10 protein-coding genes are annotated in these 13,070 nt (G+C 46.0%); 8 read left to right on the plus strand and 2 right to left on the minus strand.

The window, feature by feature from the left end:
- Positions 1–109: 109 nt before the first annotated feature.
- The 8 genes from acs (at position 110) to B5D54_RS12500 (ending at position 9,010) form a co-directional block, all read left to right on the plus strand.
- Positions 110–2,056, plus strand: coding sequence for an acetate--CoA ligase (gene acs, locus B5D54_RS12465; RefSeq protein ID WP_078926891.1), 1,947 nt, complete (start codon positions 110–112; stop codon positions 2,054–2,056).
- A gap of 264 nt (positions 2,057–2,320) precedes the next feature.
- Positions 2,321–2,770 carry a type II 3-dehydroquinate dehydratase gene (aroQ, locus tag B5D54_RS12470; RefSeq protein ID WP_078926892.1) on the plus strand — a complete coding sequence of 150 codons (450 nt, stop codon included), beginning with the start codon at positions 2,321–2,323 and terminating at the stop codon, positions 2,768–2,770.
- 63 nt (positions 2,771–2,833) lie between these two features.
- The gene (gene accB / locus B5D54_RS12475; protein WP_078926894.1) at positions 2,834–3,283 is read left to right on the plus strand and encodes an acetyl-CoA carboxylase biotin carboxyl carrier protein; all 450 of its coding nucleotides are present in this window, start codon (positions 2,834–2,836) and stop codon (positions 3,281–3,283) included.
- 15 nt (positions 3,284–3,298) lie between these two features.
- Positions 3,299–4,642 (plus strand): acetyl-CoA carboxylase biotin carboxylase subunit, encoded by a 1,344-nt coding sequence (gene accC, locus B5D54_RS12480; protein WP_078926896.1) that lies wholly within the window; start codon positions 3,299–3,301, stop codon positions 4,640–4,642.
- A gap of 171 nt (positions 4,643–4,813) precedes the next feature.
- Positions 4,814–5,701: a 50S ribosomal protein L11 methyltransferase gene (prmA, locus tag B5D54_RS12485; RefSeq protein WP_078926897.1), complete on the plus strand. Its 888-nt coding sequence runs from the start codon at positions 4,814–4,816 to the stop codon at positions 5,699–5,701.
- A gap of 139 nt (positions 5,702–5,840) precedes the next feature.
- The gene (dusB, locus tag B5D54_RS12490) at positions 5,841–6,809 is read left to right on the plus strand and encodes a tRNA dihydrouridine synthase DusB (protein WP_078926977.1); all 969 of its coding nucleotides are present in this window, start codon (positions 5,841–5,843) and stop codon (positions 6,807–6,809) included.
- 23 nt (positions 6,810–6,832) lie between these two features.
- Positions 6,833–7,129, plus strand: a complete 297-nt coding sequence (gene fis / locus B5D54_RS12495; protein WP_000462885.1) for a DNA-binding transcriptional regulator Fis — start codon at positions 6,833–6,835, stop codon at positions 7,127–7,129.
- A 240-nt stretch (positions 7,130–7,369) separates the two neighbouring features.
- Positions 7,370–9,010 carry a methyl-accepting chemotaxis protein gene (locus B5D54_RS12500; RefSeq protein ID WP_078926899.1) on the plus strand — a complete coding sequence of 547 codons (1,641 nt, stop codon included), beginning with the start codon at positions 7,370–7,372 and terminating at the stop codon, positions 9,008–9,010.
- Between the two features lie 270 nt (positions 9,011–9,280).
- On the opposite strand, the gene B5D54_RS12505 is transcribed toward B5D54_RS12500, so the two are convergent.
- On the minus strand, positions 9,281–11,416 hold the full coding sequence (locus tag B5D54_RS12505) for a lysine decarboxylase CadA (protein ID WP_078926900.1): 2,136 nt from the start codon (positions 11,414–11,416) through the stop codon (positions 9,281–9,283).
- Between the two features lie 120 nt (positions 11,417–11,536).
- Entirely contained in the window at positions 11,537–12,877 is a 1,341-nt protein-coding gene (cadB, locus tag B5D54_RS12510) for a cadaverine/lysine antiporter (protein ID WP_078926902.1), read from the minus strand.
- Between the last annotated feature and the right edge of the window lie 193 nt (positions 12,878–13,070).

Below are 13,070 nucleotides of genomic sequence, written 5' to 3' on the forward strand. Positions count from 1 at the left end.
GACAACTCGAAGTTACCGCTTCCAGTAAACAATGGGGATCGAATTTCCGCGGTTATGTTTAAAACACTTGCTGAAAAGGAAATTTGCCGTATTCACAAGGAGAAGAACAATGAGTGACGCCCATATTTATCCGGTCAAAGAGAACATCAAGGCCCACACCCATGCGGATAATGAGACTTACCTGACCATGTACCAGCAATCCGTCAACAACCCAGAAAGCTTTTGGAGTGAACATGGCAAAGTGGTTGAATGGATTAAGCCCTTTAGCCAAGTCAAGCACACCTCCTTTGATACTGGCCATGTGGATATTCGCTGGTTTGAAGATGGAACACTGAACGTTTCTGCCAATTGTCTGGATCGCCACTTAGCAGAAAAGGGCGATCACATTGCCATTATTTGGGAAGGGGATGATCCCGCAGAGGATAAAAGCCTCACCTACCGAGAATTACACCAACAAGTCTGCCGTTTTTCGAATGCCTTAAAAGCACAAGGAATTCGTAAAGGCGATGTGGTCTGCCTCTATATGCCGATGGTACCAGAAGCGGCGATTGCCATGCTGGCATGTACTCGTATTGGCGCCGTCCATACCGTGGTATTTGGGGGGTTTTCACCAGAAGCACTATCAGGACGCATCATTGATTCCGATGCAAAATTAGTGATCACCGCCGATGAAGGCATTCGAGCAGGCCGCCCCGTTCCGCTCAAAAAGAACGTCGATGAAGCCTTAACTAACCCTGGAATCAAAAGCATCAGCAAAGTCATCGTGTTTCAACGAACGGGTGGGCATGTCGAATGGCATGAGCACCGAGATGTCTGGTGGCATGATGCGATAGCCCACGTCTCCGACCACTGCCCGGCAGAAGAAATGAACGCCGAAGATCCTCTCTTCATTCTTTATACCTCAGGTTCGACAGGCAAACCCAAAGGGGTATTGCATACCACGGGTGGTTATTTAGTCTATGCGACCATGACCTTCAAATATATTTTTGATTATCAACCTCAAGAGGTTTTCTGGTGCACCGCAGATGTCGGTTGGATCACAGGGCATACTTACCTCATTTACGGTCCACTCTCCAATGGTGCCAAAACCGTTTTGTTTGAAGGCGTGCCGAATTACCCTGATACCAACCGCATGAGCCAAGTGGTCGATAAACACCAAGTCAACATCCTCTATACCGCACCTACCGCAATTCGCGCCTTGATGGCGAAAGGAGATGAAGCCATCAAAGGAACTCATCGCAGCAGCTTACGCATTATGGGGTCTGTCGGTGAACCGATAAATCCAGAAGCATGGGAGTGGTATTACAAAACAATTGGTAATGAACAATCCCCGATTGTGGATACCTGGTGGCAAACAGAAACTGGCGGCATATTAATCAGCCCGTTACCCGGCGCAACAGCCTTGAAGCCTGGTTCAGCAACCCGCCCGTTCTTTGGTGTACAACCCGCCTTGGTTGATAATATGGGGAATATTATTGAAGGAACGGCCGAAGGTAATTTAGTGATTCTCGACTCTTGGCCGGGCCAGATGCGAAGTGTTTATGGCGACCACGACCGTTTCGAGCAGACTTACTTTTCAACGTTTAAAGGCATGTACTTTACGGGTGATGGCGCACGTCGAGACGAAGATGGCTATTACTGGATAACCGGGCGCGTAGATGATGTACTCAACGTTTCTGGACATCGAATGGGCACCGCGGAAATTGAATCTGCATTAGTGGCCTTTGACAAAATTGCCGAAGCCGCCATTGTCGGTGTTCCACATGACATTAAAGGGCAAGCCATTTATGCGTATATCACCCTCAATGATGGCGTCTACCCAAGCGCAGAACTACATAAAGAAGTCAAAGATTGGGTACGAAAAGAGATAGGCCCCATTGCCACGCCAGATGTTCTGCACTGGACAGACGCACTCCCGAAAACCCGTTCAGGTAAAATCATGCGCCGTATTTTACGTAAAATCGCCGCAGGAGATACCAGCAACCTTGGTGATACCTCAACCCTCGCTGATCCGAGCGTCGTGGATAAGTTGATTGCTGAAAAAGCGCAGTTGTAAAAGAAGCGCAAGCTAGGTTCTAGGTTATAAGACCTAGAACCTAGGATCCCCTCTCTCAAATCTAAGTTCTGCCGAATTACTTCCCTTCAAAAAAACACCCACCCTAGTCATTAGACCAGTAAATTGCTGCCATTTGCGATGAATTAGCTATAATCATGGTCAATTTGATAAAAACAGTGAACTTTTGACAAAAAAATTGTGTCGAAAACGTCATAATATGGGATTATTGGATTACGTCTCACAATAGAGGAAGATAGCCACACAATGACCGCAAAATTACGCATTCTTGTTCTTAATGGTCCAAACTTAAACCTGTTAGGTTTACGAGAGCCAGAACACTACGGTTCGCAAAACTTAACGCAAATCGTCGAAAAGTTAAAAGAACAAGCCGCACAAGCGAATGTGGAATTAGAGCATCTTCAGTCTAATCGTGAATATGAATTGATCGAAGCTATCCACCAAGCGTATCAGCACGTGGACTTCATCATCATAAATCCCGCAGCGTTCACTCATACCAGTGTCGCTTTGCGTGATGCTTTGCTTGGCGTGGCAATCCCTTTTATTGAAGTGCATCTATCCAATGTACATGCACGAGAAGCTTTTCGCCATCACTCCTATCTGTCTGATAAGGCTCAAGGAGTGATATGTGGTTTAGGCGCACAAGGTTATGAATTTGCTTTGGCAGCAGCGATCCATACGTTGCAAACCAAGTAATCACCCAACACTCTACAACCCGAATAGGGTTGTCTTACTCACAAGATAAAAGAGAAAGAAACAATGGATATTCGTAAAATCAAGAAACTGATCGAATTGGTAGAAGAATCTGGCATATCTGAACTAGAAATTTCAGAAGGTGAAGAATCGGTACGTATCAGTCGCCATAATCCAGCACCTGCCGCTCAGGTTCATTATGCCGCAGCACCGGCTCCCGTCGCCGCACCAGCACCAGTAGCCGCAGAAGTACCAGCGGCGCCAGCGGCAAAAGTACAAACAGGTCATATGGTTCTTTCTCCAATGGTAGGCACCTTCTACCGCTCACCAAGCCCTGATGCAAAATCTTTCATTGAAGTGGGTCAAACTGTTTCTGCCGGCGATACGCTATGTATTGTGGAAGCCATGAAAATGATGAACCAAATCGAAGCAGATAAATCTGGTGTCGTAACACAAATTCTTGTAGAAGATGGTCAGCCTGTTGAATTCGACCAACCTCTTGTGGTCATCGAATAATCGAGGCGTATTATTATGCTAGATAAATTAGTCATCGCAAACCGAGGCGAAATTGCGCTTCGTATTCTTCGCGCATGTAAAGAATTAGGCATCAAAACCGTTGCCGTTCACTCTACCGCTGACCGCGATCTAAAACACGTATTGCTGGCAGATGAAACCGTATGTATTGGCCCAGCCAAAGGTATTGAAAGCTACCTCAATATCCCTCGTATCATTTCAGCCGCTGAAGTGACAGGTGCGGTTGCCATCCATCCAGGTTATGGCTTCCTCTCTGAAAATGCCGACTTTGCAGAGCAAGTTGAGCGTAGTGGCTTCATTTTTGTTGGCCCGAAAGCTGATACCATCCGTTTGATGGGCGATAAAGTCTCCGCCATTACCGCGATGAAAAAAGCGGGGGTGCCTTGTGTACCAGGTTCAGATGGCCCACTGGATAACGATGATGCGAAAAATAAAGCCCATGCTAAACGTATTGGCTACCCAGTCATCATCAAAGCCTCTGGCGGCGGCGGCGGTCGTGGTATGCGCGTTGTTCGCAGCGAAGCAGAGCTACTTACCGCCATTAACATGACTCGAGCAGAAGCGAAATCTGCATTCAATAATGACATGGTTTATATGGAGAAATACCTAGAAAACCCTCGTCACGTTGAAGTGCAAGTCTTAGCGGATGGTCAAGGTAATGCGATCCACCTCGGTGAACGTGACTGTTCAATGCAGCGCCGCCACCAGAAAGTGGTAGAAGAGGCCCCAGCCCCAGGAATTACAGAAGAAGTTCGTAAATACATCGGCGAGCGTTGTACTCGAGCTTGTATTGAAATTGGCTACCGTGGCGCGGGTACTTTTGAATTCTTGTATGAAAACGGTGAGTTTTATTTCATCGAAATGAACACACGAATTCAGGTAGAGCACCCAGTAACCGAAATGGTAACGGGCGTAGATTTGATTAAAGAACAGCTGCGTATTGCTGCGGGTCAGCCGCTGTCATTTACTCAAGATGACATCAAAATCCGTGGCCATGCGATGGAATGTCGTATCAACGCAGAAGATCCTGAGCGTTTCCTTCCTAGCCCAGGTAAAATTACTCGCCTCCACACCCCAGGAGGCATGGGTGTCCGCTGGGAATCACATATCTATTCAGGTTATACTGTACCGCCATTCTACGATTCAATGATCGGCAAATTGATCACTTATGGTGAGAACCGTAATGTCGCCATTGCTCGTATGCGTAACGCGTTAGACGAAATGATTATTGAGGGAATTAAAACCAATATTCCTTTGCAAGACATCATCATGAAAGATGAAAACTTCCAAAATGGTGGCACCAACATCCACTATCTTGAGAAAAAGCTTGGCATGCAATAATCCCTTTGCCTAAGCATAATGCCCACCTCGGTGGGCATTATGCTTTTTTATCTCTCCCCCTTACCACGATGATTTACCTTGTCGAAGCGAAGAGCATATCCTCTGCTGCTAAACCGTGCGCAAATCTGCTAGACTCTGCGCCAATTAAAGTGAATAAAGAGATCAAGCGCCATGCCTTGGATTCAAATTAAACTTAACGCCACCAACCAGAACGCTGAGCCAATCAGTGATATGTTAATGGAAAAAACTGGTGCATTATCTGTCACCTTTCTGGATGCAAAAGATACCCCTGTTTTTGAACCTCTTCCGGGTGAAACTCGCTTATGGGGGGATACGGATGTACTGGCCCTTTATGACGCTGAGATAGACACACAACTCGTCATTCAGCAGATTCAAACCAGCCAGCTACTGGCTGACGACTTTGCTTATAAAATCGAGCAGATCGAAGACAAAGACTGGGAACGGGAATGGATGGATAACTTCCATCCCATGAAATTCGGTGAACGGCTATGGATCTGTCCAAGCTGGCGCGAGATTCCTGATCCGAATGCCGTCAATGTTCTTCTCGACCCGGGTCTGGCTTTTGGAACCGGAACACACCCAACGACAGCGTTGTGTCTACAATGGCTAGATTCACTCAATCTATCCGGTAAAACAGTCATCGATTTCGGTTGTGGCTCCGGTATTCTGGCCATTGCCGCCATTAAGCTGGGCGCAGCAAAAGTGATCGGTATCGATATTGATCCACAAGCCCTGCTCGCCTCTAAAGATAACGCTGCTCGTAATGGCGTCGCCGACAAAATTGAGGTTTATCTTCCACAAAACCAGCCAGATAATTTAGTGGCGGATGTCGTGGTCGCTAATATTTTAGCCGGCCCACTGCGTGAACTTTCTCCCGTCATTAAAAGTTTGATTAAACCCGGTGGCCAGCTCGCAATGTCTGGCGTACTCAATACCCAAGCAGAAGATGTCGCCAATTACTACCGCGATGAATTGAGTATTGACCCCATTGCCGAGCAAGAAGAGTGGTGTCGCATTACTGGGCGTAAGCAAGACTAGCAATAAGTTTACGTGTTAATTGATTGAAAAATAGACTATTTGCAAAAACAATTTGCGAATGCTCAAATATTAGTCTTTTCACACAGTCAAAAAATGCGTAAAATGCGCGCCCTTGCTGGTACGAAGCTGTGAAGACGTTTTGAAAATCGGAAATCATCAACTTAACAACAATCTCATCGTTGCCCCGATGGCTGGGGTCACCGATAGACCGTTTCGAGAGTTGTGTCTCCGTTATGGTGCAGGAATGGCGGTCAGTGAAATGATGTCATCCAATCCCGCTCTATGGAAAACCGACAAATCGAAAAACCGCATGGTACATGAAGGCGAATCGGGCATTCGTTCTGTACAAATTGCAGGTAGCGATCCACAGCTGATGGCCGAAGCTGCGCAGTTTAGTGTTGAAAATGGTGCACAAATCATCGATATCAACATGGGCTGTCCAGCAAAAAAAGTAAATAAAAAGCTAGCCGGCTCTGCATTGTTACGCTATCCGGATGTGATAGAAGATATCCTTAAAGCCGTTGTCAATGCAGTGAATGTTCCTGTAACACTCAAAACCCGAACTGGCTGGGACACAGACCATAAAAACTGTGTCTATATCGCTAAGTTAGCCGAAGACTGCGGCATACAAGCCCTCGCTCTGCATGGGCGAACTCGAACTTGTATGTACAAAGGAGAGGCGGAATACGACAGCATTAAAGCCGTTAAGCAGGCCATCAGTATTCCTGTCATCGCTAATGGAGATATTGATTCTCCACAAAAAGCCAAACAGGTACTGGAATATACCGGTGCCGACGCTTTAATGATTGGACGCCCTGCCCAAGGTCGGCCATGGATTTTTCAGGAAATCCAACACTATTTGGAAAGCGGTACCACCATGCCTGAACTTCCGATTACGGAAGTAAAGGATATATTGCTTGGTCATGTAGACGCTCTCCATCAGTTTTATGGCGAGTATTTAGGGCCTAGAATCGTGCGTAAGCATGTAGGCTGGTACCTAAAAGAGCATGAACAAGCGAGTGAGTTTCGCCGTACCTTCAACGCGATAGAAGCAGCACCGCTGCAACTAGAAGCCCTTGAAGGTTATTTTGATAACGTTGCATCATAATTAAGAGAAGAGCTAGACCGAATATGTTCGAACAAAATCTGACTTCAGAAGCTTTAACCGTCACTACTGTCACTTCACAAGATCAAATCACGCAAAAACCCCTGCGCGATTCCGTTAAAGCATCTCTTAAAAACTATCTTGCCCAGTTAAATGGTCAGGAAGTCACTGAACTCTACGAATTAGTTCTAGCTGAAGTTGAGCAGCCACTGCTCGACACCATCATGCAGTACACGCGTGGAAACCAAACACGCGCAGCGACCATGATGGGAATCAACCGCGGTACGCTTCGTAAAAAACTGAAAAAGTACGGCATGAACTAATCACGCTGTTATCCATGAATTAACATCAAGCCATTAATCTTTTCGGTTAATGGCTTTTTATTTTCTCCTCACTTTTCACCCAAACGCGCTTTCGATACCATTTTTATGGTTGGATAAACTCGATCAGCTCACACCTTCTCCCTAAGTCTCATTTACCCCTACTCACTTTAGCTGCTACAGTAAAAAAACAATAAATCAAACAGATAGTTTAAACCACCAGCATTACAAGGAGTGATGCTTATGTCTTTTTCACGTTTGCGTCAAATCACGATCCGAGCTCGTCTATACTTACTTAGTGCCGTTATTGTTGGCCTACTCTTAGTACCTTTCGGATTGTTAATTAAGGATTATCAAGCAGACCTTATGGCGGCGAAGCAGCTACAAACGCAATATTTGGTCGAAAGCAGCCTTGAAATCTTACACTACTATCATAAGAAACAACTGGCAGGTGAGCTGACGGCCTTACAAGCTCAAGAAAATGCCAAAGAAACGATTGCTACATTACGTTATGGTCATAAAGATTACTTTTGGATCAACGATCTGAAACCTATGATGGTGATGCACCCGTTCAGCCCTCATCTCAATGGTAAAGATCTTAGCCAGTTTATGGATCCTAATGGCAAAAAACTGTTTGTCGAGATGGTCCAGACCAGCCAGCAACAAGGGGCAGGTTTTGTCTATTATCAATGGGCTAAACCTGGTGCAGAACAGCCTATAGATAAAGTTTCTTATGTGGCTCTGTTTAAACCTTGGGGGTGGATTATTGGTACAGGGGTGTATCTTGATGATGTGCAAGCTCTCTTTGCGGCGCGTACCCAAACCGTTCTATTTCAGTTGGCGATAGCCATTATTGTTATGGCCGCTCTCGCTTATCTGATTGGACGCAGTATTACGAAACCTTGCTTAGCCACTTTAGCCGCCATGGAAGATATTGCGAAAGGGGAAGGCGACCTCACCCAACAACTCGATACACAAGGGAATGATGAACTTTCTCGCATTGCACGCGCCTTTAATCAATTTACCGATAAGATTCGCAAAATAGTCCAAGAAATTACGCCCATCACCCGCGAGGTAACCGGACATGCACAAGCCTTGACGGAGGTTGCCCACAGCTCGTCACAAAAAGCGCTTCAACAGCAACAGTCGGTCGACACCGTAGCCTCGGCAATGAATGAACTGCACGCCAGCAATCAAGAAGTGGCCAATGCAGCCCATGATGCCGCCTCTGCTGCACAAACCGCCAGCCAGAAAGGGCAAGAAGGGAGCCAAGTGATTGGTAAAGCGTCTGGCTATATGAGTGAGTTATCACAGCGTCTAACGGAAACAGAGCACAATACCCAAATACTCACCAAAGAAACCGAAGAAGTGGGTAAGATCTTAGATGTGATACGCGCTATAGCAGAGCAAACTAACCTACTGGCTCTCAATGCAGCGATAGAAGCCGCAAGAGCCGGGGAGCAAGGGCGAGGCTTTGCGGTTGTTGCTGATGAAGTTCGCACCCTTGCCACTCGAACCCAAAGCAGTACCGATGAAATCGAACAGATTGTAGGTCGTCTACAAGATCGAGCCAAAGCCTTAAGTCACTCCATGACTCAGACTCAACAGCAATCACAAGCCACCCAAGAGCAAGCTTCGCTGGCTCAGCAAATGCTGAATGAAATTGATCAGCAAGTGAAAGTGATTGTTAACCTCAACCAACACATTGCCGAAGCCAGCGCCCAACAAACTGCGGCAACGGATGAAATCAATCGTAATCTAACCCAAATTGCCGAGCATAGCACCCAAGCAGCGACACAGGCAGAACAAGTAGCCTCCGCCAGTCAACAGCTCTCGGATAGCGGCCAGCAACTGAAACAGAGTATTGGCCACTTTAAGGTGTGAGGTTTTGGCTATGCTTGATTTCTACCCAAACAGCTTGGAGTAATAGGCAGGCGGTAAGTGCGTGAAGCCCCTATCTTATGTAATTGGGGTGAACGAACGTAAGCAACACGGCGGCTTCAAGTAAGAAGGGGAGATAAAAAAGAGCCCGATTGGGCTCTGGGTTCGACCTGCGTTCTGAGGGTGCTTATGGTCAAATTACTAACGGTGAGCAGAGAGGAGAAAGATCTGCAATGAATCCTTTTTCCGAACCTCCGCTCACCGTATTCGTCGTTAAGCTTTCAGCACTTTTACGGTGTAACTGCCATCATTTTGGCGATATAAACCGTGAATATCGGTTTCAAAGCCTGGATAATGAGCGCCAATTTCACACAGCATTTCTAAAAACTCTAATACTGGACGTGAAGCGTCTGTCACCACCTCACCAGGCAGAACCAAAGGAACACCAGGAGGATAAGGCAGAATCATATTGGCACTGATTCGATTGACCATCTCACCGAGTTGGACTTCTTCGGTTTGTCCACGAAGCTCTTCCTGCCAAGCCGCATGAGGCGTGACTCTCATTTCAGGTAAAACATCAAACGCTTTGTACATCAGTTCAGGCAATTGATATTTTTTGATCAAGTCGTGAATACCTTGCGCCAACTCTTGAATGCGCATGCCTTCATAGAAGCTTGGATCTTCTTTATACAGTGCTGGCAGCATAGTACGGATCGTCAAGTTCAAATCATAACCGCGTTTAAATTCGGTTAAGCCACGCAGCAATTGCATCGCTTTTGACTTATCAATCCCAATCGAGAATAGGAACAGCAAGTTATAAGGGCCCGTTTTCTCAACCACAATACCACGTTCGTCTAAGAATTTTGCCACCAATGATGCGGGAATACCTGACGTTTCAAGCTCTCCTTCTTGGCTCATTCCCGGAGTCAGTAGGGTAATTTTGATTGGGTCAAGGTACATATGATTGTCATCTAAATCCTTGAAACCGTGCCAATTATCGCTAGGTTCTAGCTTCCAACATTCCGTGGTATCAATATTTTCAGGCTGCCAAACGTCAAAGAACCAGCTTTCGCTTTCCCCTTTCAGACGTTTGATCTCTTTCCGGAAACGGATAGCACGATCAATCGAGTCTTGCATCAGTTTACGGCCAGTATTGCCTCGCATCATCGCTGCGGCAGTTTCTGTTGAAGCCACAATCCCGTACTGTGGTGAGGTTGAGGTATGCATCATAAAGGCTTCATTAAAGGATTCTTTATCAAACTCCCCTTTAATGTGAATCATGGAAGATTGTGAGAAAGCCGCCAGCAGTTTATGAGTAGACTGTGTTTCATAGAACACTTTCCCCGGAATGGCTTCACCACTCATGCCACATTTACCTTGGTAAATCGCGTTGAAGTTAGTGTAAGGCACCCAAGCGCTATCAAAGTGGATATGTTTACAATCCAAAGACTCTTTGATGAACTGAGTATTGTAAAGCAGGCCATCGTAAGTGGAGTTAGTCACAACCGCATAGGTTGGCGCAGTAGCTCCCGGTGTATTCGCTACTTTTTCCGCAATCACTTCACGGCTAAATTCACTTTGTGGAATGCCGCCTAAAATCCCATAAGCATTACGAGTTGGGCGGAAATAAATCGGTGTCACATCCGTCATCATCATGAGATGAGTGAGGGATTTATGACAGTTGCGATCCACCAAAACCGTGCTGCCAGCAGGAGCCGAGAACATACCAACAATCTTGTTTGAGGTCGATGTTCCGTTAGTCACAATGTAAGAACTGTCCGCATTAAAAGTGCGAGCAATATACTCTTCCGCTTCTTTATGTGGACCTGAGTGGTCAAGTAATGAACCCAACTCTGGCATAGAGATAGACACGTCAGCTTTAAAAGTATTTGGGCCATAGAAATCATAGAAGATGCTACCCGCGGGGCTTTTTTGGAAGGCAGTGCCGCCCATATGCCCGGGGGTGCAGAAAGTATATTTCCCTTCATCCACATATTTAAACAGTGCTTTGGTAAATGGAGGCATGATTGCCTCTTTATACTCTTGTGTCGCTTGATTGATCTTAATGGCAATATCGTCAGCCATGCCTAAGGCATATTCAAAAAAGCTCACGTTCAAACGCAGATCAGTTAAAGAAATATCTAAGGTGGATTGTTCATTGGCAAAGGCGTGTACGGGCAATTTCTCATTGACTTGACTAATGCGTTCACACAATTCAAGTGAGTATTTATCCCAGTCAAACAGAACGCCGCAAATGCGTGGGTTCATTTCAATCAGTTTAATCAGGTCTTTATCATCGACCGGGTAAACCACTTCATAACCGGCTTTTTCTAAAGCCGCATGCAGTTGGCGTACAGGCTCTTCTTTAAAGAACACACCCATGTGGTTCAAGATAGCAAAAATATTCATTTGGACATCTCCAAGACGAAAGAAGGCGCTCCCTATCTAACGTGATAGTGAGTATCAGGAACGCCAAAGAAATTAATGGGCTAGCGTCAGCTTTCGATAACCAGCGCTAGCATCGGAGGATTAAGCCATCGACGCAGAAGCGTTGGGCTTATGAGATTCACGGTATTGTGCAAAACCCGCTTTTTTGCTGTAGAACATCAAAATCACTAATGAAATGATGAAAGTAGCCGTTAGTGTGGTTCCTTCTGCTCCGGCAAGAGCAATCATACAAAACGCACACGCCACCCCAGAGAAGAGCATGACAAAGCTATTGCGAGTCGTCATACCTTCAAAGCGAATCAAGTTAATACTGGAGTAGAAGTAAGGCAGCATGGTGAGCAGTACGGCATCAGTGGTGAGCTGGTTAAAGATATCTGCCGCATGAGCGGTTTGTGAGCTAAAGAGCATCAACACAATCATTAAGGCCGTCATTTTTAGGGAAGCGAGAATTAAGCCTTTTTTCGGTACACCATTCTTATCGGTTTCACCATACACTTTCGGGAAGTTACCATCCGCAGCAGCACGTTTACCCGCTTCGCCCACCAACATCATCCAAGAACCTAATGAAGTAAAACAGGCGAGTGCCGTAAAAGCAGAAACGAACGGTGCAGACCAGCTACCAAATAGGTTGGTCGTTGCCATAGCAAACGGTGCGCCTGAAGCGGCAATGTCACCCGCAGGGAAAAGGCCACTGATCATTTGTGTCGAAACCACATAAATAATACCGGCCAGTGCGGTGCCCAGCATGGTTGCCAATGGCACAGTTCGTTTTGGATTACGCACCATACCAGAAGAAACGGCCGCAGACTCAACCCCAACAAATGACCACAAGCAGATAAGTACTGCGCTAATGATCGCATGGCTATCGCTACCCGCAGACACATTCCAGTTATGTTGGTAAATCGCCATATCAAAATGGGTCCAACCAAATAACGCTGTACCAAGGACAGGAATCAAAATCAGAACCAAACCAATCGTACATAAGCGACTGACCCAGCTACCACCGAGCAAGTTAACCAGTGTGAAAAGCCAAACTGAAGCAATGGTCGCTAAGCCAGCAGGAACCGGGTTATTCAACACAGGGAAGAAAACAGAAAGATAAGAAACACCCGTAATCGCAATCGCTAGGTTACCGATCCAGTTTGCATGGTAATAAAGAACGCCCGCCTGAAAGCCAAAGACAGGAGACACTTCCCCAGCATAAGCAATCGGGCCACCCTCTTGTGGATTTTTGGTGGCTAAGCGTGCAAAAACAAAAGCCAGACTCAATGCACCCGCAATGCAGATAATCCAGCTAAATAAAGAGATAGATCCCACAGTCGCAAGGCTGGAAGGTAACAAGGCAATACCACTGCCCATCATGTTACCCGCCACGACTCCAGTACAGGCGATAACGCCAATTTTTTTGGTACTCGATGACATAACGTCTCCCGATTTTTCCACGAGCGATTCGCTCAAACCCTCAGAAGTAAAAGACCCAACACAGATAGAGTCCTTCACCGAACAAGGCAGAGGTTACGCTGAAAAAAGGCAAAAAAAATCAAGATGCGATTATCAATAAAAAAATGACTAAATCTTTATATTGAGCACCAACTAATAAATAGTAAAAATATAA

Origin of the sequence: Vibrio cincinnatiensis DSM 19608 (assembly GCF_900167345.1) — a bacterium.
Lineage (GTDB): Bacteria > Pseudomonadota > Gammaproteobacteria > Enterobacterales > Vibrionaceae > Vibrio > Vibrio cincinnatiensis.